Annotated in this window: 18 protein-coding genes and 2 pseudogenes; 8 read left to right on the top strand and 12 right to left on the bottom strand. The window is 55.6% G+C overall.

Annotation, left to right across the window (positions count from 1 at the left end; all coding sequences use genetic code 11):
* Positions 1-43: 43 nt before the first annotated feature.
* Complete coding sequence (locus DXX3274_RS17175) at positions 44-490, top strand: hypothetical protein (protein WP_042860805.1); 447 nt, start codon at positions 44-46, stop codon at positions 488-490.
* 101 nt (positions 491-591) lie between these two features.
* On the opposite strand, the gene eutR is transcribed toward DXX3274_RS17175, so the two are convergent.
* The 7 genes from eutR to ytfQ form a co-directional block, all read right to left on the bottom strand.
* Entirely contained in the window at positions 592-1,635 is a 1,044-nt protein-coding gene (gene eutR, locus DXX3274_RS17170) for an HTH-type transcriptional regulator EutR (RefSeq protein ID WP_042860804.1), read from the bottom strand.
* Positions 1,636-1,857: 222 nt separating this feature from the next.
* Positions 1,858-3,213 carry an aldehyde dehydrogenase family protein gene (locus tag DXX3274_RS17165; RefSeq protein WP_050569965.1) on the bottom strand — a complete coding sequence of 452 codons (1,356 nt, stop codon included), beginning with the start codon at positions 3,211-3,213 and terminating at the stop codon, positions 1,858-1,860.
* A 542-nt stretch (positions 3,214-3,755) separates the two neighbouring features.
* On the bottom strand, positions 3,756-5,180 hold the full coding sequence (locus tag DXX3274_RS17160) for a phosphatidylserine decarboxylase family protein (RefSeq protein WP_042860801.1): 1,425 nt from the start codon (positions 5,178-5,180) through the stop codon (positions 3,756-3,758).
* 405 nt (positions 5,181-5,585) lie between these two features.
* Complete coding sequence (yjfF, locus tag DXX3274_RS17155; protein WP_042860800.1) at positions 5,586-6,575, bottom strand: galactofuranose ABC transporter, permease protein YjfF; 990 nt, start codon at positions 6,573-6,575, stop codon at positions 5,586-5,588.
* On the bottom strand, positions 6,562-7,599 hold the full coding sequence (gene ytfT, locus DXX3274_RS17150; protein WP_038921093.1) for a galactofuranose ABC transporter, ATP-binding protein YtfT: 1,038 nt from the start codon (positions 7,597-7,599) through the stop codon (positions 6,562-6,564). The genes yjfF and ytfT overlap by 14 nt, the downstream gene beginning before the upstream one ends.
* A 13-nt stretch (positions 7,600-7,612) precedes the next feature.
* Positions 7,613-9,115, bottom strand: coding sequence for a galactofuranose ABC transporter, ATP-binding protein YtfR (ytfR, locus tag DXX3274_RS17145; RefSeq protein WP_042860799.1), 1,503 nt, complete (start codon positions 9,113-9,115; stop codon positions 7,613-7,615).
* A gap of 69 nt (positions 9,116-9,184) precedes the next feature.
* On the bottom strand, positions 9,185-10,141 hold the full coding sequence (ytfQ, locus tag DXX3274_RS17140; RefSeq protein WP_042860798.1) for a galactofuranose ABC transporter, galactofuranose-binding protein YtfQ: 957 nt from the start codon (positions 10,139-10,141) through the stop codon (positions 9,185-9,187).
* Positions 10,142-10,763: 622 nt separating this feature from the next.
* Between ytfQ and DXX3274_RS17135 the strand changes: the two genes are divergently transcribed.
* From DXX3274_RS17135 to mgtS, 3 genes are all read left to right on the top strand, one after another.
* Positions 10,764-11,111 (top strand): DUF3168 domain-containing protein, encoded by a 348-nt coding sequence (locus DXX3274_RS17135; protein ID WP_042860797.1) that lies wholly within the window; start codon positions 10,764-10,766, stop codon positions 11,109-11,111.
* A gap of 104 nt (positions 11,112-11,215) precedes the next feature.
* Positions 11,216-13,408 (top strand): discoidin domain-containing protein, encoded by a 2,193-nt coding sequence (locus DXX3274_RS17130; RefSeq protein WP_042860796.1) that lies wholly within the window; start codon positions 11,216-11,218, stop codon positions 13,406-13,408.
* A 717-nt stretch (positions 13,409-14,125) separates the two neighbouring features.
* Positions 14,126-14,221 carry a protein MgtS gene (mgtS, locus tag DXX3274_RS23820; RefSeq protein ID WP_022634566.1) on the top strand — a complete coding sequence of 32 codons (96 nt, stop codon included), beginning with the start codon at positions 14,126-14,128 and terminating at the stop codon, positions 14,219-14,221.
* 87 nt (positions 14,222-14,308) lie between these two features.
* On the opposite strand, the gene DXX3274_RS17125 is transcribed toward mgtS, so the two are convergent.
* From DXX3274_RS17125 to DXX3274_RS17110, 4 genes are all read right to left on the bottom strand, one after another.
* Positions 14,309-14,902 (bottom strand): ankyrin repeat domain-containing protein, encoded by a 594-nt coding sequence (locus tag DXX3274_RS17125; protein ID WP_042860795.1) that lies wholly within the window; start codon positions 14,900-14,902, stop codon positions 14,309-14,311.
* Positions 14,903-14,962: 60 nt separating this feature from the next.
* The gene (katB, locus tag DXX3274_RS17120) at positions 14,963-16,438 is read right to left on the bottom strand and encodes a catalase KatB (protein ID WP_193747088.1); all 1,476 of its coding nucleotides are present in this window, start codon (positions 16,436-16,438) and stop codon (positions 14,963-14,965) included.
* Positions 16,439-16,951: 513 nt separating this feature from the next.
* A complete protein-coding gene (locus tag DXX3274_RS17115; protein WP_202960823.1) occupies positions 16,952-17,449 on the bottom strand; it encodes a MarR family winged helix-turn-helix transcriptional regulator in 498 nt (165 codons plus the stop codon).
* Between the two features lie 396 nt (positions 17,450-17,845).
* Positions 17,846-18,619, bottom strand: a complete 774-nt coding sequence (locus DXX3274_RS17110; protein WP_013319106.1) for a (S)-acetoin forming diacetyl reductase — start codon at positions 18,617-18,619, stop codon at positions 17,846-17,848.
* A gap of 348 nt (positions 18,620-18,967) precedes the next feature.
* Here DXX3274_RS17110 and DXX3274_RS17105 point away from each other — a divergent pair, with 348 nt between their 5' ends.
* From DXX3274_RS17105 to cybB, 3 genes and pseudogenes are all read left to right on the top strand, one after another.
* On the top strand, positions 18,968-19,621 hold the full coding sequence (locus DXX3274_RS17105; protein WP_038666480.1) for a hypothetical protein: 654 nt from the start codon (positions 18,968-18,970) through the stop codon (positions 19,619-19,621).
* Between the two features lie 107 nt (positions 19,622-19,728).
* A complete protein-coding gene (locus tag DXX3274_RS17100; protein ID WP_042862191.1) occupies positions 19,729-20,358 on the top strand; it encodes a LysE family translocator in 630 nt (209 codons plus the stop codon).
* A 354-nt stretch (positions 20,359-20,712) separates the two neighbouring features.
* A pseudogene (gene cybB, locus DXX3274_RS17095) lies at positions 20,713-21,242 on the top strand (cytochrome b561).
* 111 nt (positions 21,243-21,353) lie between these two features.
* Here the strand turns inward: cybB and DXX3274_RS17090 are convergent.
* Positions 21,354-21,830: pseudogene (locus tag DXX3274_RS17090) on the bottom strand (SRPBCC family protein); the annotation flags it as partial.
* Positions 21,831-23,652: 1,822 nt separating this feature from the next.
* Between DXX3274_RS17090 and pncC the strand changes: the two are divergent.
* Positions 23,653-24,141, top strand: coding sequence for a nicotinamide-nucleotide amidase (gene pncC / locus DXX3274_RS17085; protein ID WP_042860793.1), 489 nt, complete (start codon positions 23,653-23,655; stop codon positions 24,139-24,141).
* Positions 24,142-24,146 lie beyond the last annotated feature (5 nt).

Below are 24,146 nucleotides of genomic sequence, written 5' to 3'. Positions count from 1 at the left end.
ATTATCTGACGGCTAATCAATTTATTCAGAAGGATATTGAATCATGAACAAGGTGACTAACATTTTAGTGGCTACGGCTTCGCTACTGGCGTCTTACTCGGCGGTGGCCGGCTGGCAGCCGTATAAAACCGTGACGCTGGATGGGTATAACAATACTGTTCCGGGGGGAAAGGCTTACAATGAAACCACGATTGCATCGGGGGTCTATCGTTTTCGTATTGATCCGACTTCAGCGGGTGTTGACTACGCAACTGGACAGGCTGGTAACACGAGCTCCAAATCAGCGGCGCTGATGGTATATGACCGCACCAGCACCTCTGATAAGACCGCCGCGGTCAGCTATTACGGCCTGAATGACGACGGGATGCATGCCGCCGCCATCATCCATGCGTTCCCGCAAACCGGGGGCTTCGACTTGTTCCTTCAGGACTGGCAGCGCGTGGACAATTCGGGCACGGTGAAAGTCATTATTGAAAAATGGCAGGATTGATCGCCTGATAATCGCCTGAGATAACGAGCCGATTTCGGTCGGCTCGTCATACACCGTCCGACGCCTATGACCCCCAGACCGCCGCTTTCCCTTCTTTTATCCTATCCGGCTAATCGTGCTTTTAGCGTTACCGATGGTTTTTCATCAAACAGCCGCTGGTAATCGCAGGCGAACTGGCTCAGGTGCCAAAATCCCCACTGCATGGCGGCATCCTGCACGGTGCGGTGGCGGGAGTAGGGGCTGACCAGCTCGCGGCGTACCGCGTTGAGACGGATCATCTTCAGCCAGGCGTTGGGGCCGCACCCCATCACATCGCAGAACGCGTTTTGCAACGTGCGGCGGCTGACGTGCAGGCGGCGGCACAGATCGAGCACGGTGACCGGTTCCGACTGCTGGCTGAGCACGTATTCTCTGGCGCGGCCGATCAGGCTGCGGTAGCCGATGCGTTTATCGATGTGCGCGCTGCTGGCGACGGCAGGCTGGGCGCTTTCCAGAAACGAGATCACCGTGGTCAGCAGGTTGTGCTTCAATACCTTGACCGCATTGCTATGTCGCAGGCGTTGCGGTTCATGGCCGCCATACCAGAGCGCTTCGCGCACAAACGACCAGAAGATCTCGCGCCGGTGCGGTTCCACCAGCAGCGTGGCGCTTTGCGCCAGCAGGCGGGTCAGGTGTTCCGGTTCTTCCAGCACGTCGGTGTATTGCAGCAGTTCGTCGCGGGAAACCACCACCCCCAGAATGGCGTAGTCATCCGGCGTGTTCAGTTCGAACTCTTTACCGCCGGGGCTGACGGCAATCGCGTTGTTGCTGATGGGATGGGAGCCGATGAACCCGGTCCCGACATGACGGGCCGGAATGCCGAACCAGAAGGAATCCGGCCACACCATGCAGGACTGGCGCAGCGCCAGACTGGTGTATTCGTGACAAAGCTGGATGCCGTCGAGCAGGATTTCTTGTAGTTCGCCGTTGAAATGCCCCGGCGAAACCTGATCATAAATCTGCTGCCAGGCGGTAATGGTGCGGGACTGGGCGTAGACGTCCTGCGTCTGGCGTTGATGCACGTTATCGCCCGGCGACACCGCTGCTGTTGCCGGAAGACGGCGCAACGCATCCAGATGATGCAGGTTGACCGGATTGTGTTTCATCGTCAGCTCCCCTCCGTGACAATATCGGGCGAGGTCCGCAAGGCATGATGGCCGGGCTTTGCCGGCGACAGGGCTTATGCAGACCTGCGCATTACCCGTTATACGGCATTCGGTTGGGGAGGAACAGGCGCTGCGGCACACTTTATTCCATCCCCTGTTTCCCCCTTGCTCCCTGTTGCTGTGTCGTGTCGCCGCCGGTTGTTGTCGGCGGCGAACGTGCGGTCAGGCGATACGGAACATGTCCACCAGTACGCAACGGCGCAGACGGACAAAGGTGCGCGCCGAGGTGACGCCTTCGCCGGTCGGGGTCGAGATGGTCATCGAAGTCCAGCCTTCGCCGCCCAGTCCCAGCCCGGCGATACAGGGGCCGTTTTTCACAAAGATACTGGTGTTGATGGCGTTAGCCATTCGGTTCAGGTTCCTGATGTTGGTGGAGTGCATCGCCGCGGTGTGGCGACAGCCGTTTTCCAGCGTAACCGCCAGCGCGATCGCGTCGTCCACGTTCTTCACCCGCACCACCGGCAGCACCGGCATCATCAGTTCGGTGACAGCGAATGGGTGGCTGGCATCGGTTTCCGCCAGCAACAGACGGGTATACTCGTTGACCTCCAGCCCGATGGCGGCGGCGAGTTTAGTGGCGTCGCGGCCAACATAGTCGCGGTTGACGCGGCCTTTACCCTGCGCGTCGATATCGCTTAGCAGCACCGGCAGCAAGCGTTCAGTCTGTTCGGGCGTGAGCAACACCGCATGGTTGTGCTGCATTTCCGCCAGCAGCGCATCGGCCACGCTGTCCACCACGATCAGCACCTTCTCGTCGGCACAGATGATGTTGTTGTCGAACGAGGCGCCTTTGACGATAGCGCGGGCGGCTTTCGGGATATCGGCGGTTTCATCCACCACCACCGGCGGGTTGCCCGCCCCGGCGGCGATCAGCCGTTTGTCGGTGTGCTTGCGCGCCGCTTCTACCACCGCTTCGCCGCCGGTAACCACCAGCAGGCCGATGCCGGGATAGCGGAACAGGCGTTGCGCGGTTTCGATGTTCGGGTCGGCGACGCTGACCAGCAGGTTCTCCGGGCCGCCCGTCGCGACAATCGCTTTATTGAGCAGGCTGATGGTGCGCAGCGACACCTTTTTCGCCGACGGATGGGGCGCGAACACCACGCTGTTGCCCGCCGCGATCATACTGATGGCGTTATTGATCACCGTAGCCGCCGGGTTGGTGGACGGGGTAACCGAGGCGACGACGCCCCAGGGCGCGTTTTCGATCAGCGTCAGGCCGTTATCGCCGGTCAGCACTTCCGCCGACAGGCATTCGATTCCCGGTGTATGGCGCGCCTGAGACACGTTTTTGATGTATTTATCGACCACGCGGCCCATGCCGGTTTCGGCCACCGCCATTTCCGCCAGCACCTGCGCGTAGCGCTCGCCAGCGACGCGAATCGCCTTTATCACTTGCTGGCGCAGTTCAACGCTGGTCAACTGTTGCTGGGCCTGCGCCGCGGCCTGAACCGCATCGTCAAGCGAGTCGAAAATACCGCTCGGCGCGTCAAACATCACCGGGGTGGGCATCGGTACCATCGGTTCAATCACGGGGTATTCCATAGGGTCTATCCTCTTGTTATGTCACCTGTTTAAACCACGTCGGTCAAAAGTACGGATGAGGAAAAAGTACTGATGCGGCAAAAGTACGGATGCGAATTCGGTGTCTGATTCAGGTCGGACAGCGTCCGGTACGGCAGCGGCAGGCCACGCTTTACCGGCATGGAAAACGGGTGCCGATGGGCGGCCTGCGTCATTTCGCCGCGCTCGGGGGGAATCTCATCCCTGAGAGAACCCTTCCATTATTCAGGCCTGGCCCCTCTGACGGGCCGGTCTGATGTCTCCTGTGTTGACTTGTGGTCATTGTGGCAACGGCGCGCCAAAGCGAATAACAAAAATCGGCATCCGGCGGCAAAAGGTGAAAGGGATCACGAAAAAAGAAACGTCTGATTAACAGAAAAGAAACCGTCGGTGGTGATGATGTGGGGCGGCCCGACCCAGGCAGCAGGTGACGGGAACACCGCTGCTCCGACCCGGGTTGATAAACGGGCCCGGCCGCAGCCGGAGCCCGATGCGGGCGCTTATTGGCCTTGGTGATCCAACGCGGTGGCGATCACGCTGCCCAGCGGGGTGGGATTTTTATCGTTGCGGTGACGGGCGGCGTCGATGGCCCATTTTTCCAGCGCCACCCGATCTTTCTGGAAGATCATCATGTGGGTTGAACCGCCGAACTCGAAGTGACCGATTTCGACGCCGCGGGTGATGCTGACCGGCTCGGCGCTCTCTTCAACGATAAAGGTGCTGGGTTCGATCACGCAGCTGGATACCTCCACCATGCCGATGCAGATCAGCGCCACGTAACCGCAGGTCTTGTGCCGGAAGATAAACACCGCGCGCGCGGCCACATGGCCGAGGTAAGGTTGTGACTCGGTGCCTTCCCAGGTGCCCTGATCTTCGCCCTGCCCCGGACGCTGGGCGAAGTAAGTGCCCGGCTCTACCCAGGAGCGCACCAGAAAACCGTCCAGCGGCGCGTTCCAGCGATGGTAGTGGGTGGCGGAGAGGAACCCCTGATAGAGCTGCCCTCCCTCGAACAGTTTGGCCCATTGCCGCTGCCCGCCGAACAGATCGAGCAGCGAATAGGGGATGTCTTTGACCCAGAATCGGCTCTCCAACTGCAGCTTGTCGGCATAGCGCCACGGCGTGGTTTCGCAGCCGATGTCGATCTGCGTTTTCGGATTGCCCTGGAATGGGCGGGCGCCGGGCACGAACTGACGGATAAAGAAATCGTTCCAGCTGGCGAAACCGTAGCCCGGCAGTTTGGGATCGTGCTGCATCTGGTGCCAGACGCCGGCCTGGTGCGCGGCTTTAGAGATCCAGGAACCCGCTTTTTCCGGCTGTGCGATATCGAGTTTGTCGAGCGAGGCGCTGCTTTTCAGGAAGCTGTTCCAGGCGTCCAGTACCTGGCGGAACTGCTGATTGAACGTGGCGTCGTGGAACAGCGCCACGCCCGCTTCCGTCCCCATCGCCACCGCCAGAAACGCATTCATCGGCGTCCCGACCTGCGCGGTGGTATTGAATGACGGCGAGGTGGTGATGATTTCGTTGAGGATCTCGAAGAAGCTGTCGTAGCTGTCGATCCAGGTGGCGTCGCCGTCGTCGCTGATTTCCTTACGGGTGGACTCGGGCAGGGAGGCGACGTAGGCGTTGGACTGTTCGATCATGCTATTGAGCCACATGCGGTAGACGCTGTGGTTCGTCACCCAGTTTTTAAAGTTCTGGAGCACCGGCTGCATCGGCGTCAGGGTATTGTCCCGTTTTCTTTTGGCGATATGTTCGCGCAGCGGCGTCAAAAATCTGGCTGTGGCCCATACCCGATTGGGTACCCAAAATCCCATCTGGATCGGCCCGGCGTTATCAAGGGTCAGCAGGTTGTGTCCGCTGCTTTCGTAATGCGGTTGCTGTTCTGTTTCAGATGTACTGGCTGTGTGGCTTTTGGCGCGAGTCATGGCATTTCCTCTCGATAGAACGTGTCAGTGTCGAAAATGAACGTGCGTCGAAAAATAAATGTGCGTCGAAAAATGAACGTACAGCCACCCGAAAACATCGTTACGCAGGCCAACCGCCGGGCTGACGGCAGCCTATCGTTATGTTTAACAGCGTACGACCTGGTGGTGTGAAGAAAGGAAAGCGAAGGGTGGCAAGGGCGAAAAGCGCTATGTATATATGCCGGGTCGTTGCCCGGTGACCACATGCGCCATCTCTGTATTCAAGCATAGGCGGACTCCGGTCGATGGCAAGTTTGCCGCCGGCGTGCGACATGGGCTGAATGCGGCGAGTGCAAACGTAGGGTGAGACCTGGGGAGCTGAATCTCACACCTACGTTTGGGGCGGGATGACCGGTTCTGCCGTCATCAGTGCGGGGCGATACGGCGCACCGGTGCGTTTTGGCGGTTTTCCCACAGTGCGGTCAGCCCGCGTTGCAGGGCGATGAACACAAACAGCAGCACGCCGATGGCGATCTTGGTCCACCAGGAGCTCAGGGTGCCGTCGAAATTGATGTAGGTCTGAATCAGCCCCTGAATCGCCACGCCGAACAGTGTGCCGAGCACGGTGCCGACGCCGCCGCTCAGCAGGGTGCCGCCGATCACCACCGAGGCGATGGCGTCCAGTTCGACCCCGACCCCGGCCAGCGCATAACCCGCCGAGGTGTAAATGGAAAACACGATGCCGGCGAGGGTCGCCAGTCCGGTGGACAGCATGTAAATGCGGATGGTGGTGCTGCGGGTGGAGATGCCCATCAGGTTGGCGGAGGTGCTGTTGCCGCCGATGGCGTAGACCTGATTACCGAAACGGGTATGGCGCGCCAGCACGATGCCGACGGCGACCACCAGCAGCATCAGCAACCCTATAGCGCTGAGCCGACCGCCGCCGGGGATGACCCATGCCAGACTGGAAAGCGTCTCATAGATCGGGTGGTTGATCGGCAGGGATTCTTTCGACACCAGATAGCTGGCGCCGCGCAGGAAGAACATCCCCGCCAGCGTGATAATGAACGCCGGGATTTTCAGCGCGTCGATAAGCCAGCCCATGAACGCGCCGAAGGCGCAGCCCATCAGCAAGATCAACGGGAACGCCGCCAGCGGCGACAGCCCCCAGACGCCGATGGCTTTGGCGAGAAACACGCCGGTGAAGGCGATCACCGACCCGACGGACAGGTCGATGCCGCCGGAGAGGATCACAAAGGTCATGCCGACGGCGATGATGCCGAGAAAGGCGTTGTCGGTGAGGATGTTGCAGATCACCCGGGTGGAGGCGAAGCCGGGAAACTGGGTCAGACAGTACAGGTAACCCAGTACGAATACCGCCAGGGTGATCATCAACGGCAGATTACGCTTTATCATGATGGCCAGCTCCTTTCAGCAAGGTCATGAAACGGGGTGACTGGACGATCAACACGCACAGCACCACGATGGCTTTCACCACCTGATTCAGCTCCGGCGGAAAGCCGGACAGCAGAATGCCGGTGTTCATGCCCTGAATGATCAGCGCGCCCACCACCGAGAGCGCCAGATTGAAGCGCCCGCCCATCAGCGAACCACCGCCGATGACGACCGCGAGAATGGCGTCCAGCTCCAGCCACAGCCCGGCGTTGTTGGCGTCGGCGCCGCGGATATCGGCAGTGACGATCACCCCGGCGATGGCGGCGCACAGCCCGCTCAGCATGTACGTCATCGTGACCATCGCGCGGGTGCTGACCCCGGCGTTTTTCGCCGCCCGGATGTTGATCCCCACCGATTCAATGAACAGCCCCAGAGCGGTTCGCCGCACCAGCAGCCAGAACAGCATCAATGTGACCAGCGCGATGATCACCGGCGTCGGGAACCAGAACAGCGCGCCGCTGCCGAGCCACGCCAGCGGCGGCGAGTTGAAGGTGACGATCTGCCCGGCGGTGATCAACTGGGCGATGCCGCGCCCGGCCACCATCAGGATCAGCGTGGCGACGAACGGCTGGATCTTCAGCACCGCGACCAGAATCCCGTTCCACAGCCCGGCCAGCATGCCGACGCCGAGCGCCGCCAGCAGCACCACCGGCAGGCTGTAGCCCTGCACGGTAAGCGACGCGGCCACCGCGCCGGCGATCGCCATGATGGCGCCGACCGACAGGTCGATGCCGCCGGTGGCGATCACCAGCGTCATGCCGATAGCCAGCAGCGCCACCGGCGCCGCCCGGTTGAGAATATCGATCGGGCTGCCGAACAGGCGGCCATCCTGTACTACGATCTGGAAAAAGTGGCTGGCGACCAGGCTGTCCACCAGCAGCACCAGCGCCAGCGCGACGATCTGCGGCATACCTTGCGGCAACCGTAACGGCGGCCAGCGAAACGGGCGTTTGTCGGAGCCCGGTGTGAGCAGTGATCGAGGCATCACCATGCCCTCCTTATGCCGCGATGGCATTCATGATGGCGGAAACGGACAGCTGGTCGAGCGGGATTTCCGCCACCTGCCGCCGGTCACGCATAATCAGTACCCGATCGGCGTATCCCACCAGCTCCTCCAGCTCGGATGAGATCACCAGCAGCGCCAGCCCGTTGGCGCACAGACTTTCGATCAGGCGGATGATCTCGGCGTGGGCGCCGACGTCGATACCGCGCGTCGGTTCATCGAGGATCAGGAATTGCGGCTTGGTCAGCAGCCAGCGGGACAGCAACACTTTCTGTTGATTGCCACCGGACAGCAATTCGATGGGCTGTTCGGCGCTCGGCGTGCGAATGCCAAGTTGGCGGATGAAGCGCTCGGCGATGGCCTGCTGTTCCTTGCGGGGGATCGGGCGTAGCCAGCCGCGCTGGGCTTGCAGCGCCAGAATGATATTTTCCTGCACCGAGGCGGCGGCGATGATGCCGTCGGTTTTGCGATCTTCCGGGCAAAAACCGATGCCAAGGCAGGAGGCCTGATGCGGCGAGCGCAGCGTCTGCGGCTTGCCTTTGATCACCGCGTCGCCGCGATCGGCCGGTTTGATGCCGAAGATCACTTCGGCGGTTTCCGTGCGGCCGGATCCCAGCAGCCCGGCAAGGCCGACGATTTCGCCGGGACGCACCGCCAGTTCGAACGGTTCAATAACGCCTTTTTTGCCGTAGCCCTTGAATTCCACCACCGGCTTGTCGCTCAGCAGCGTGCGGCCGGCGCGTTGCAGCGCGTTCTGCTCCAGCTCGCGTCCCAGCATCATTTTCACCAGTTCTATCTGCGGCAGCGAGGCGGTGTCGCGGGTGCCGACGAACGCGCCGTTGCGCAGCACCGTGATGCGGTCGGTTACCTGATACACCTGGTCGAGAAAATGCGTGACGAAGATCAGGCTGACGCCCTGATCGCGTAGCTGACGCATCAGGGTGAACAGCATCTCCACTTCCTGAGTGTCGAGGCTGGCGGTGGGTTCGTCGAGGATCAATACCTTGGCGGAGAGGTCGATCGCGCGGCAGATGGCGACGATTTGCTGCATCGCCACTGAAAAGCGGTTCAGCGGTTCGCGGACATCCAGTTCGAAACCGTAGGAGGACATCAGCGCGGCGGCGCGTGTTTCCATCTCTTTGCGCTGCAGCAATCCAAAGCGCCTGGGTTCGCGGCCGATAAACAGGTTATCCGCCACCGACAGATTGGGCAGCAGGTTCACCTCCTGATACACCGTGCCGATTCCCAACTGCTGGGCATGAGCGGTGTTTTTTGGCGAGATGGGCTGACCTTCGAGGTAGATGGCGCCCGCATCGCGCTGATACACCCCGGTGAGGGTTTTAATCAGCGTGGATTTTCCGGCGCCGTTTTCCCCCAGCAACGCCATGATTTCCCCGCGCCGCAGGCTGAAATCCACCTTATCCAGCGCTTTTACCCCGGGAAAGTGTTTGCTCAGCCCTTCCGTACGCAGGATGTCCTGATTGTCGAAACCGTTCATGCGATTCTCCCTCACAAAACCGGCGATGTCCTGCCACGGCGGTGGCAGGACGGGGATGACGATAAACGATCAATATCCCATGTTCTTTTTCTTATCGAGCTCGGCCTGTGCGCTGTCAGGTTTGAACAGCGTGGACGGCGTCAGAATCAGTTTGGGCGGCAACGTGCCATCCTTTTTATATTTTTCCAGCGCGTCAAACGCCGGACCGGCCATATTCGGCGTCAGTTCGACCGAGACATTGGCTTCGCCCGCCAGCATGGCGCGGAAAATATCCGGTACGCCGTCAATCGAGCCGGTCAGAATATCTTTGCCCGGCTTCAACCCGGCTTCCTTAATAGCCTGAATGGCGCCAATGACCATATCGTCGTTATGGGCGAAAACCATGCAGATATTTTTGCCGTTGTTTTCCGACTTGATAAAACTTTCCATTACCTGCTTGCCGCCGCTACGAGTGAAATCGCCGGACTGAGAACGGATGATTTTAATCGTCGGCGTTTTGGCGATGGCTTCTTCAAATCCTTTTTTACGGTCAATGGCGACGCTGGCGCCGACGGTGCCTTCCAGTTGAACCACATTACAGGTTTTGCCGTTTTCGTTTTTAATCAGCCAGTCGCCAATCAATGCCCCTTCTTTGATATTGTCGGCGCGTACGGTGGTGAGATAGAGCGACTCGTCTTTGACGTCAATGCCGCGGTCCAGCAGGATCACCGGAATCTTGGCTTCTTTGGCTTCTTTCAGCACCGGTTCCCAGCCGGTCGCCACCACTGGCGCGATGAAAATGGCGTCCACCCCTTGCGCGATGAAGGAGCGTACCGCCTTGATCTGGTTTTCCTGTTTTTGCTGGGCATCGGCGATTTTCAGGGTAATGCCGCGTGTTTTCGCCTGCTCTTTTGCGACGGTGGTTTCAGCCGCGCGCCAGCCTGATTCCGAGCCGACTTGAGAAAACCCCACCGTTAATGGCGCTGCCAGCGCGACGGATGACAGGGACGCACACACAGCTGAAGCTAAAATGACGCGTTTCCACATAAAAGTGTCCTCTCTGGTAATCATTGGCTATCGGTCTTCGTTCTTGGGGACAGCGGTATTATTCGGTATTCAGAATTGTCGCCCGTATTCGGGATGCGTCAGGCGGCGTTATTTTTCCTCCGTCAAACCGTCATGACAAAACAGTAGTTTTTGCCACAGGGAGAGGGTCAGGGCGTATTCGCTGATCTTATGGATAAAATAGCCATCAGCGGGGAATCTGTGACTCCACGCAAATATTGTTTTATACCCGTCATACTTCAAGTATGCAGGCGTGATGAGCGCCGTATCCTGCTACCCGAATCACTTACCTGAGTAAGATCAGCGGGATTCACTCACTTGCCGCGTGACAAGGCGCAAATGAAGCCTTGACCTGAAGGCCCAACGGCCTCGAGTTGTTCAAAACGCAAAACGTTGGGGCCGGCATATGGATATTTGGGGCATTTTCACTTTTGGCTTATTGCCGGCGCATGGCACAACATGAACCATGCGAACATCAGGTGATTTCTCTTTATTATAACCATCGAAACGGCGCGATGTTTCATTCATGGCTTAACCTTTTTAACGGCTGCTTGCTGATAAAAAAGGTTTGCGATAGGCGTATTTTAAAATAAGGCTGACAGAAATGACTGAAGAAGATATTTATCCGCTGCTGGGTAAGCTGGCTGATGGTCGTGTTTATTCCTATGCTGTACCTTGTTGTTCATACCATTCGCCATATCAGCAATGCGCATTTATTCTTTTTTCCCTGAGTCAGGAAAATAATTATGACAGCGCGCAGCAACTGTCGAATCAGCAAATTACCGTCAGTGTTGATTGCTATGCCCATACCGTGGCGGCGGCCCGCGCTTTGCGTGAGCAGGTACGCACGGCGCTGGCCGTATTGAAACCGCATAACACCATTGAATATAACGACTTTGATGTAGAGTACGAGCAGTTCCGTATGACGCTGGAGGTCAATGTTTCTCGTTGATTTTATTTCCCCTCTGTTACCTGATTTTTTATCGCTAAATATTCTGTGAAATAAATTTCATAGCGAAAATTATTGGGTTTTTTCTGAAAATAAAGGAAATGTTTATGTGGTATAAAGCGGGGAGCTTGTCTCTTTTTTCCGGCAGTAAAGTGCTGCTGGGAAATAACACCGCCTGGGCGGATAAAAATAACGGCGTGGCTGCGGGCGGCATGCTGCTGATCTTTGCCGACTGCAAAATCCGGATTTATGAAATCGAGTCGGTGGTTTCGGATACCGAGCTGGTGCTGGCCAGCGAATATATCGGCTGTACCGAAAGCCACGTGCGTTACGCCATTCCGGTATTGGGCAGCAACGATACCTTTGATCACGCCGCTTATGTGGCCCAGATTGCGGCGATGCTGGCCGGTTATCAGGCGCAACTGGCGCAATGGAAAACGGTGTTGACCGAGCGTGGTCAGGTGACCCTGACGGACAGCAATGGCCAGAGCGTAGTGGTGAAAACCCTGCCGGATCTGAGCGATGCGATTGGCCGGATGATGGACAAAACGCTGAACGGCGCGGATATTCCGGATAAGGCGCAGTTTGTGGCTAATCTGGGGCTGAGCGATGTGGTGCGTCAGTCAGACCTGACCAATCACACCCATACCGCCGCCCAGATCACCGATTTTACCGATGCGGTGCGCAAAGTGCTGGTGAGTACGCTGGCGGCCGGTCGGGGGATCATGCTGGATTACGACAATACCCGCCATCAACTGACCATCAGCGCTACCGGGTCAGGTGGTAACGGCGGTGGTCTGGGGTATACCGTGGTGACGCAGATTGGCGCCGCAGCCGGTCAGGTGTTCACCTTTCCGCTATCGTCTAATGGCGATATGGATTACAGCTTCGACGCCTTTGCTCTGAAAGAAGAGGTCGGCCAGGGCAATCTGTCTCTGACTCTGGAGTCTTTCGACGCGGAAAACCGTGACAAATACAGCCAGACTTCAGCGCTGGTCTGGAATGGCACGCTAAAACCTTTTACCGGCGGCGATTATCAATTAGTCAAAGACGGTCAATTAGTCAAAGACGGCGATCTCTACTCCGTATCCATTCCGGCGGATGGAAAATCGCTGACCGTTAAAACCGCATCTCATTACAGCGATCTGCTGCCGTTGATGACGGCTAATAACGCGCCGGATGGTTATATCGTCTCTGCGTCGTCAAGTTATACCGGCACCCAGCCCTATTATGCATTCCGGAAAAAAGTGACCGGCGCCGGGCAAAGCTGGTCATCCAACTCCTCTTTGCCGTGCTGGCTGCGGGTTGATTTACCGCAGGAGACCGCGGTGTCGGGATATCAGTTGGCGGGTCGTAATGATGTGATGCCGCCGCACTACAACCGGCCAGTAGATTTCGAGTTGCAGGGATCGAACGACGGCAACGACTGGGCAACGCTGGACTCGCAATCAGGGATTGTCTGGAACGATCAACAGGAAATCAAAACCTTCCTGCTGACCAAAAAGCGTGTTTATGCCAAATACCGTATCTTTATTACCAAAGTGGACAGCTCGCCGGTCGAGCATGCCGTGCTGTCGTTCTTCACCCTGATTCACGCTCCCGGCGTGGTATTGAAAAGCGGTGATGACGTGTATACCGTCGAGGGCGGCAAGCTGGCGAAGATCGAACAGGCCGAACTCAATACGGATGCCATCAACCTGAACGGCTTTGTCAATTCCGGCACGATTGCGGCTTCCGAATTGGCAAACAAATTGCCGATCACGGTGGTCGGCGCTGTGGACGCGACGGTAGCGGTTTCCTATCAGCCTTATACCCAGATTGCGATCCCGAATGCGCCGACCGACCTGAGGCGCTTCAGCCAAATCAATTCGGTGAACCTGACAGCCACAGAACAAGGCAGTGGTAAGGTTCGGGTCGCGGTAAGCACGGATTTGATCGACTGGCATGCATGGAATGGCGCTGAGTGGGTGAACATCGGTGCGCTGACTGCGGATGTGGCCGGCGCTGACAAACTGCTGGCTCAGGGAATGTCTGCCGATAATCTGGCTGCGATTACCAGTACCGCATGGGCGGGGCTGAGTCAGTCTGAAACCGCCAATCTAGCCTTTGCGCTGGCGCTGGATGTGCCGAACATCGCCGGTGATGGCGCGACGGTCGATTCGCTGGTTCTGAGCGGCAATCAGGCTTCAGCCTGGAAGAAGCAGACCGAGGCTGAAGTGGAAATCCGCTGGTATCCCGACAAAGTGACGTTCAAAACCGTCGCTGCGGGTAACTACAAGCTGGCCTATCAGCAACCGTAACGGCGTATCGTCTTCGTAGACGCCGGTTGTCGCACGCGGGCTGTCAGAGCAGCCCGCGTTCTCATTGTCCGCATTCTCATGGCGGAAGGGCGGTTTCGCCGCGCATCGTCACAGAGCGTAGCTGTTGTATCCGGCAATTATTATTTTCACCGGTCTTCTCCATGTAATTACGGTGCGGCAGGTTATATATCCTTCATACTTCACGTGGCTGGTGTAGTCGTATGTCAGCCTGGCTTATAACGGTTTTTTTAAGGTTGGTGTTTTTATTCGATTTTTTGTAATGACAGGCTGTCGGTCAGCGTTTTCAAAAAGCATTACATTTTTTCTTGTGTTTTATTTATGTTGCTGACAATAAAATTGTGTTGCTGACAATAAATATAGGTTTTTATTATTATCAATAAGCTGCATTACAATTAAATATATATTTAGGCGTATAGTTCTATCCGTGAGCAATGCCTGGTTGCGGACTAATAACTGCTTTTTAAAGAAGTGGTTACGGTGATGGCCGCTGTGTGTGTTGGCGGTGGTGAACCTGATATGACGTTGGCAACAGAGAGCGGAAACCTGTCTTTTGACGTTTTTCGTCCTGCTCTGATTTTTTATCAATAAACGGGATATTAATGTTTGCTTAACTTTCGGCCGATAAAATCATCGTGTAGTGAGTGAAAGCGTAGTTAAACCATGAGGTCGTTTTACATGCAGATGTAGGAGGTTGTTATGATTGAACAGGTCACTGTTTATTTAGCGATACTGGCCGTTATCGTTGTTCCGGGATTTCTGGCCGCTTTTCTGAGCCCCAAATGGGATGACTGAATAATGCTAACCCAGCCTGATAACACACGCCCCGCCTGAAGGTTATTGATTCATGCGGGGCGTGCTATTTTAGGTGACGCACTTCGCTTATTGCCCTTTTACTTCTCCTTTCCCCAACGCCTGCACGCTATTGCCCATCGCGTCGGTGGCATTCATATCCGCGCCCTGTTCCTGTAACGCCTTGAGAATTTCCGCACGCTGAAATAACGATGCATACATTGCGGCGGTCTGCCCGGCGTTGTTGCGGGTATCCGGATTGCATTTGGCCGCCAGTAGCAGACGGGCAATTTTCAGCTCGCCTTTGAACGCGGCACCCATCAGTGCGGTATTGCCGCGATTATCCTGCTGGCAAGGGTCGGCGCCGTGGTCGAGCAGCAGCGAAACCGTGTCGTAATGGCCGTGGTACGCAGCCAAAATCACCGCGGTGTAGCCCTTTTCATCACGCGTATTGAGGTTATAACCGGCGCTGATGAATTCCCGGATCACGGCGTCGTTGCCCGTGCGGGCGGCATCCCACAAATACTGATTAAGCTGATTCTGCACCTGACGTTCGTTTAGCGCCGGCGCGGCGGGCACGCTAGAGCCCGATGCCGGTGGGGTGACAGGCACTGCGGGTTGCTGCGCCTGCGCCGTTGTCAGCGTCAACGCCAGCAGGCAGAGCAAGAGACGAAATGGTTTCATGATGACGGTCCCCTGGTCGTTGGCGCCGCCCGGATGTGATGTCCGGGCGGCGACGTTCAGTTAGTCAGCCAGTTTGCTGGCCAGCGACTGCACTTTGCTCAGGTCGCCTTTGGCGACGCCGGTCAGACGGGTGCCGTAGGTCGCGTCAGCCTTGTAGAAATAGGAAAGCATGATGGTTTTGCTTTCGGTATCGGCCATCGCCAGCGCGGAACCCAGGCTTTGTACCAGATCGTCCTGATCTTTCTTGCTGTAGGAGCGATACAGTTCGCCGGTCTGTTTGAAGTTCTGCTCCTTCTGGATCTTGCGCTGCTGGGTGGTGCCGCTGAGCGGCGTCTGGCTATAGCGCGCGGAGGCCAGTTCTTCACGCGGATACAGACGGCTCGGCTGGTAGTTCACCCCTTTGTCTTGCGTGTGACCGCTGTTCAGGCTGCCATCCTGATTGATATTGTTGGCTTTTTTCAGCGGAGCATTGATCGGCAGGCTCAGGCCGTTAGCGCCCAGCCGGTACATCTGGGTATCGGCATAGGAGAACAGGCGGCCCTGCAGCAGCCGGTCTTCAGACGGTTCGATTCCCGGTACCAGATTGGCGGGCGCCATGGCGACCTGCTCGGTTTCCTGGAAGAAGTTGTCCGGGTTCTTGTTAAGCACCATCTGGCCGATTTTACGTTCGGGCACGCCCGGCCAGATTTTGGTGGCGTCCAGCGGGTTGAAATCGAACTTAGCCAAATCGTCCGGCGTCAGCACCTGAATATAGAGATCCCATTTCGGATAATCGCCGCGGTTGATGGCTGCCACCAGATCGTTGGTCATGTGGCTGTAATCTTTACCCTGAACGTCCTCTACCTGTTTCGGGTCGAGATTTTTCACGCCCTGCAGGGTCTTCCAGTGGAATTTGACGTAATGCACTTCGCCTTTGGCGTTGACCAGCTTGTAGGCATGGACGCCGTTGCCGTCCATGTTGCGATAGCTTGCCGGCGTGCCTTCGTTGGAGTAGAGCAGGGTCAGGGTACGGATGGATTCCGGAACGTGAGAGAAGAAATCGAACCGGCGCCCGTCATTATCCTGATTGGTGCGAGGGTCGGGTTTGAACGCATGCACCATATCCGGGAATTTGATGGCGTCGCGGATGAAGAAGGTAGGGAAGTTGTTGCCGACCAGATCCCAGTTGCCTTGCGTGGTATAGAACTTGGTGGCGAAACCGCGCGGGTCGCGCAGCGTTTCCGGAGAATGGTTGCCGTGTACTACGCTGGAGAAACGCACGAATACCGGCGTTTCGCTGCCTTTTTTGAACACGTCGGCGATGGTCAGGTCCGAAATATCTTCGGTAGCGGTGAACTCCCCGTGTGCGCCGGTGCCGCGCGCGTGTACCACGCGTTCCGGAATGCGTTCACGATCAAAACGTTGTAGCTTTTGCAGCAGTTGAACATCCTGCAACAGAACCGGACCGTTGGGACCGGCGACCTGTGAGTTCTGGTTGTCGCCGACCGGCGCGCCGTTGTCGCGGGTCAGGGTATCGGCTATCGCCGGATAGGTCATTAACAGTGAAGACACGATCACCAGCGGCTTTTTCCAGCCGGGGACACGGTGTGTGGCGGTGTGATTGCTCATAACTTTCCTCATCTTCCGTATGATTATTATCAACAATAGGGTTTGGTTATTGCTGTGAGTCCATTGCACTGCTCGAAGCTATAAGCAGAGAAATTCACCATCAGGAATGCGGATAACAAGGTGGTGAATGTGGTTTACCTGTCGTCATGACCGGCAACGGTTTTTCGCTTATGGGCGGCGGTGTGGTTACCACCGGTGTTACTGGAGAGTCGCAAAGGCCCACAGCAACAGCAGGTACTTTACCGTTTTTGACACAACGGATAACGGCAGTTGTTTCTATCGAATTAATAGGCATGCCCTGAATAGGGAATAGGAAAAACGGTGAAGACAGCCACGGACAAGACTGGAAAGGGAATAACGCGCGGGGATGAAGGTCGTGAGTAAAGCGTCATACCGGAAAGCCCGCGGTGCTGTTGGAAACGGGCTTTCCGGTACGGTGGTTCAGTCGAAGGATTCGGTCTGCGAACTGAAGCGCTTGATCGGCACGCTGCCACGATGGTTGTTGCCTTCAACCAGCGTTTTCATCATCTGAATAAAGGTCTTTCTTGACGCCGGCGGTAACGGCGCCAGCAATTTCATCTGCGCCTGATGCATATCGGCGGCGGTTTTGTTCAGAATTTTTTTACCTCTGAGCGTGATTTCCACCGTTTTGCGACGGCGATCGGAATAGTGGGTTTCGCGCCGGACATAACCCTTGAGTTCCAGTTGTTCAATCGTGCCGGCCAGCGTGGTGCGGTCGGTCCCCAGTTCGGCACCGAGCGTGGTCTGGTCCAGGCCGCCGCGGGCGCCGACCACCGTCAGCAGGCCGTATTGCAGCGGGGTGATGTCGCCCCTGAGCGCTTCAAAGAATACCGTATGGTGAATCTGGTTTAGGCGACGAATAAGGAAACCGGGGCGTTCCCACAAATCGTCGGTGTTGATTTCATCGTCTTGCATCATCCTGACTCCTTTGTATGACGGCGGCTGCATGATGGAGACTGTATGACGGCGACCGTCAGCCAACATCAATGTCCCTGTGCGCACGATGCCATGCGTTCTTATTCGGGGTGATCTGGATATTCAGGGGCATAGATACATGTGGCGTCGTGCATGGCGCTGCCAGCATGAGGCGACGCTCTGGTCATAGCCTGCCAACCGGGCTGCCACCATATCACAACTCTGGTTAATTTTTCTTCTGTGTATCGGAACAGGATTCAGACAGGGAACATCCTCAGCGCACGGTAAAACGCGTGAGGATGTCAGAGGGCGCGACATGTAACAGAAGACAGGTCGCGTAATCGTGCAGATTCAGCTGAATACGATATCAGTTAAATACGATATCAGTTAAATACCATATCAGTTGAATACCATACCGCCGTCGATCAGCAGGGCCTGACCGGTCATGTAGTCGGAATCCGGGCCGGCGAGATAGGAAACGCAGGCGGCGACGTCTTCCGGTTCGGACAGGCGGCCCAGCGTGATGCGTTTGGCGAACTCCGCCGTGCCGTAGCCGAGCGGTTTGCCGGCGGCTTCGGAAATCTGACGGTCAATCTCTGCCCACATCGGGGTTTTGACGATGCCGGGGCAATAGGCGTTGACGGTAATGCCCAGCGGCGCTAAATCGCGGGCGGCGGTCTGGGTCAGGCCACGCACGGCGAATTTGCTGGAGCTGTAAACCGCCAGTTCCGGGTTGCCGACGTGACCGGCCTGAGACGCGGCATTGATGATCTTACCGCCCTGACCCTGAGCCTTGAAGGCTTCCACCGCGGCCTGGATTCCCCAGATGACGCCTTTTACGTTGATGTTGTAAACCTTATCGACGATTTCCGGCGTGATATCTTCAATCAGTGTGGTGGGGGCGATACCGGCGTTATTGACGATGACGTGGAAACCGCCCAGCTGTTTGTGCGCGGTGCGAACCGCATCGAACACCTGATCGCGGTTTGAGACATCCGCGGTAAGCGCGATGGCGTTCCCGCCGTGGTGTCTGATTTCCTGCGCCACCTGACCTGCGGTATCGCTGTTATAGTCCACGACCGCTACGGCAAAACCGTCTTTCGCCAGACGAAGAGCGATGGCCTTACCGATTCCCTGGCCTGCGCCAGTGACCAATGCGACTTTCTGTTTCATGGTCTTTTCCTGTGTTGTGAATGAAAGAATAGCCACTGCAGGCAGGCTAGCGCGCGATAACAGGAATGAAAACTTATAGTAAATATCGAAAACTATCATTTTAATGGATTAACTTTTTTTATTTGAAAATAAACCTGTTAATTACCACTATTACCTGTTGGTCTTTATGCGGCTTTATTCTGAGCGATGAGCCGGAAGCTGAGGGAATGATTTGTCTCGCGCGGTAAAGCGTGGTCTGGAAAAGATTGGTCTGGAGAAGGCGGGGCACACAGTGTACCCTGCGAAGAACATCATCCGGGTCATGTCCCGCCGATATCTGTCTTGATGACTGTTTAAAAGCCGGTAACCATGAGCTACATCGATACCATCAAACACGAACTGGTTGGTTTCCTTAATGGATTGCCAATCTATCATCCGCTTGAAGAGGTGACGGATTCGCCCTGGGGAGCGGATGATTTTTCCTGTACGCCAGACAATCTGATTATCGGTGGCGGCGCAGGCGAGCATCCGGCGCTGGTCATCCACCAGTTGGGGGCGCTGGTGGCATCTTATCTGTTGCTGTGTCTGCAAAAACACAATGAATTTTTTCCCGAACAGCCCGACCCGCTGCCGGCAATCTCGGTCGATCGGTTGTACGAAATGGCGGAGCGGCAGCGCTCGCTGGAGTTTTGCGGCTGGTCGATGAACCATGTTAAGGAGTTTGTCGATCTGGCTCGCTCGCCGCTGCATCCCAACCCGTTATCGGAACTGGGCGTCGCCGAGGAGTGGGTTGAGCACTCTATCGGCGAATTCGTTTATTACTCGTTGCCGGAGCTTAACCCGCTCGATGCGAAAATAGCGCGGTTGCCCGGCATGGGAAGCTGGTTTCCCGGTTACTGGATGTGCAATGTCACCTGTCCGCCGCCAAACTATGTCAAAACACGAAAGCAGTCGTTACTGTCTGGCTCATTTCAGGACCACGGTTTTTTCCGCTGGGATTACCGCTATCCGCCGGAAGAGTAATCGGCGGCGCTGGTGATGCGTAATGACGGGCGGCACGAAATGAGATTGAGGCGGTTGCCAAAAACAGTTACATCTGAGGATTGTCTGCTGTTTGCCGAGGTTTGATGATGGTCAGTTCGTCCCAGTTGTTACCGTTTGCTGCCATTGCGTTAGGGCTGGTGTTGACGCCCGGTCCGAATATGATTTACCTGCTCTCGCGTACCGTCTGTCAGGGGCGGCGAGCCGGCCTGGTGTCGTTGTCTGGCGTTGCGTTGGGGTTCTTGATTTATATGAGCGCTGCGGCGCTCGGTATTACCGCTATCATGATGGCCGTGCCGCTGGCCTACGATGTGCTGCGAATCGCCGGCGCGTGTTATTTGCTGTGGCTGGCCTGGCAGGCTGTGCGCGGCGGCGCATCGCCTTTTCAACTGCGCGAACTGAAGCCGGACAGCAATCGTCGCCTGTTTGTCATGGGGCTTGTCACTAACCTGCTGAATCCTAAAGCCGCAATACTTTATCTTTCGCTGCTGCCGCAATTTATTCGCCCGGAGCAGGGGAGCGTGCTGGGGCAGTCGCTGACGCTGGGCATCACCCAGATAGCTATCAGCATGACGGTCAATGCGTCTCTGGTGATGGCGGCGGGGTTCATTGCCGCCTTTCTGGCGGAGCGACCGTTGTGGCAACGCGTGCAGCGCTGGCTGATGGGAACGGTGTTGGCCGGGCTGGCGGTAAGAATGCTGGTGGATAGCCGGCGTTGATACGTGCGTGGGCGGCCAGCGCTGGCCGCCTGCTCAGTGTTCCAGGCGAGCTGTTTATCGTTTCGTTATCCCTGTCAAATTCGACTTACATCCTGCCAACCAACATTACCGACAGATGACAGTTCTATACACTGCAACTGGTAATGTTTGTCTCAACCCTTGTTGATGTTGTGTTATTCATCCCTGTCAGAGAGTAGTCATTTTCCCGCCTTCCCATTAAGGCGGGATTTTTTTTGCCCAAAAGAACGTTTCGCTGCTGTCAGCTAAAAACTAATGCTAGCTTAATAGAGTGAAGCTAGGCTGTATGCGTTTTATATTCACACAGATTGTATGCTCATACAGAGAAGGAATTCCATGAAGACCAAGTATCATTCGTCTCAGATTGTGTTGCACTGGCTGGTATTGCTGCTGGTGATAGTCACTTATGCCGCTATGGAGCTGCGTGGTTTTGCTCCGCGCGGGAGCAGTGCGCGAGCGCTGATGTCGACTATCCATTACAGCTGCGGCGTGTCCGTGTGGGTGCTGATGATCCTGCGGGTTGTGCAACGCTTTCGTTATCCAACTCCGCCTATCACCCCACAGCCGGGTTGCTGGTGATTGCGTCCCATGCGGTGCATGGGTTTATTTATCTGATGTTTCTGGCGTTGCCGGTGCTGGGCGTGCTGGGTATGTACTATCGCGGCGCCGACTGGTCGGTGTTCGGGATTGCGATGCCGTTCGCTGCCGAATCGGATGAAGATATCAAGCAGACGTTGTTTAACATTCACGAACTGATTGCCAACGCCGGGTATTTCCTGGTGGGGCTCCATGCGGTAGCTGCCCTGTATCATCACTATGTGGTGCGCGACGATACGTTGCTGCGGATGATGCCAGACAAGAAATAATCCTGATGGTGGTTAATACGACAGACGGCGGGTTTTCCCGCCGTCTGTTTTTTTATGAATGTCTGGATAATAAACGCGAGGCTCAATGCCCATCAGGCGGCATGGCGCGCCGGGCTGTTCCGCCATCTGTTTGAAGCGCAACAGCGTTTTGTGCAACATCTCTTTAGGCAGCAGTTGAAACACCTGGCTGAGGGTGCGCCCCAAGAAACCGCCCGGAGGATCGAAACGAATGCTGAGGGTCACTTCGGTGCCGTTATTGTGCGGGGCGGGACGAAACGAGAGGCGCCCTTCATTCGGGATTCTGGCGCCCGGCAGCGAGCGCCAGTGAATAAACTGGCCGGGTTGCTCATCCACGATACGCGCCTGCCATTCGATATACTGGCCGAGCGGCGCTTTCATCCGCCACAGAGAATCCGTGCTGTTGATGATCTCTATGTGGGCGACATGGTTCATCAGTACCGGTAGCGTTTTGGGGTCGCGCCACAAATCGAACAGCACATCCGCCGGGCGGCAAATGACCAATGAACTACTGAGTCGATCGGCGTGATTATCCGTTATGCCAGATCGACGTAAGAATGTGGGTGGCACGTTGTTTTCCCCTCCTGATTTGCCTGAGACAGACTCTGTTCTGCGATTGTCATAACCACTTATTGTCATAACCACTTATTGTCATCACCGCTCGAAATAGGCGAGCGAACCCTGTCTTGTCCCGGGCGTAGTCGTGTCTTCTGGCGAGTGTACGTGATGCCTGGGGAAACCTGCAAACTTGCAGGAAATAAAAACCTGTTCTGGCAGAGTGCCAGGTCGCCGTTACCGATATCGGGCTGGGGAGGATGCGCATTCTCACAAAAATAGAAGAATAATGACTGCTGCCAGAGCAGGTTGGCGGATTTCTGTTACACTTTTACTTAGTGTTAATTGACTGCCGTGCCATGTTATAGAGTAAGGAATTGTTTTTCGATTTTCATTTTTTATTTGGCCCATCTTTTGATGGGCTTTTTGTTTTCTGATGATAATGACGGTGTGGATTATTTTCGTGTGTTGGTTTTCTGTTTTTTTTCTGTAGTAATGGTCACGAAAATAAATGAGATAAATTATTTTTTTAAGGTTGGTTTAATCTCTCTGGTGTAATTTTATCAGCAGGTAATGATTTTACCGCGCCAAAACACCAGGTTTTTTTATAATTATTAGATAGTATTCGCCCACCTTTCGGTGGGCTTTGTTTTTTTGTCTTCTTTCATTTTTTAGTGAGCTGGTGCGTTAAAAACTGTTTTTTTGTTTTTCCTAATGTTGGCTTAATATTCATATCATAGAATTCTTATCAGGCGGCGGAACGCTGCCAACCTGTGTCTTCAGGATGCTTCATGCCAGAGAATAGTGTCATTTTCGCCCACCGGTTGGTGGGCTTTTTTTTGCTTTCAGTACAGTGGGTTATTTTTATTTTGATGGCTACTTCGGCTTTTTATCAACACTTGTGTGAGAATGAGATAAAACTAAGGTTATTTTAAGGAATGGCTGGTAAATTTATTTTCAGACAGTGGATAACTGTCGTGCCAGTACTACCAAATCTTTGCTGTTGAAAAACCCAATAGCTTTGCCCACCTTTCGGTGGGCTTTTTTTTATGTCTGTCAGCCGTCGCCGTGTTTTAATATGACAATAGTTCAGCAGGGGATAATCATACCGGAAAATAAAAATATTTTCTTTCCGGGGTAAGGTTATCGATTCCCTCGCCGATAAATAAAAGAGAAGAAGAACACTCCAGAAAATAAGATATCGTTGCAAAACGAACTTAAAGCAGAACAAGATGCGAAAACTAAAGGGGAGAGTGTCGCGCTAATTACCCGCCAGGGATGAAACACCGATAACAAGGCTTTTATACCCAAGGGATTTTAAGTTTGCAGGACGCAGGCAAAAAACTGCCCCCTCAGTCGCTTAGCAAACAGTGACTGGGAGACAAAGCAGCCAATGCGTCAGCAGCTTGAAAGATACCAGGTATATCGTGAAGTCGATTCGCCTGATGTGTTAATCCACCATGTAGCCAGTGGTATTTCGCAACACGGCGTCACTCCTTTCTGGGTTTTCCTACCCAACTGGCCTGTCAACTGGCAGGCCAGCATTATTTCAGGTCCAGAAACCACGTCAGCCGGGATTCATCGGCCGTGTCTCGTTATGCCAATAAAAAAAGCCCCGAGGCGGGGCATGCATGTCGTAAAAACGCTATCGCCGTTATTATTGTGTGTCTGTCAATCATATATAGACAGGGTGACAATAATAAGACAAAGCGCTGCGCCATGTTGCGTGCCGTCTCGCATTCCTGTTAAGCAACGGGGTGGCACGAGGAAAAGTGCTACCCTGAGGGAGAATGTGTTCATTACTATTGAGCCGCGATGGATAAAACAGGGTGCTGCGATGACAGAAACTGAAATCTTGCGACTGAGCGCGCTGGTGGGAGAACGTCTGAAGGCGCGTCAGGCGAAAATGACCTGTGCTGAGTCCTGTACCGGCGGATGGCTGGCCAAGGCGATTACGGATGTGCCCGGTAGTTCGGCATGGTTTGACTACGGTTTTGTGACTTACAGTAATCAGGCCAAGCAGGCGCTGATCGGCGTGCAGGAGAATACACTGGCGCAGTTTGGCGCGGTCAGCCGCGACGTCGTGAACGAAATGGCGGCTGGGGCGCTGAACCGCTCCGGTGCGGATATCGCCGTATCGATCAGCGGTATTGCCGGGCCGGACGGCGGAACGCCAGATAAACCGGTGGGAACCGTATGGTTTGGTTTTAGCGATAAAAACGGCGACAGCGTGGCCCAAAGAATGCAGTTTGACGGCGATCGCCATGATGTTCGCTTGCAGGCGGTGGCGTTTGCCCTGCAGACGCTGCTGGAGAGATTTTTATAAAATAG

The sequence above is a fragment of the Dickeya sp. NCPPB 3274 genome, from assembly GCF_000406205.1.
In the GTDB taxonomy this organism is placed as follows: domain Bacteria; phylum Pseudomonadota; class Gammaproteobacteria; order Enterobacterales; family Enterobacteriaceae; genus Dickeya; species Dickeya fangzhongdai.
The sequence above is the reverse complement of the archived record's forward strand: the minus strand, read 5'-3'. Positions and strand labels throughout refer to the sequence as shown.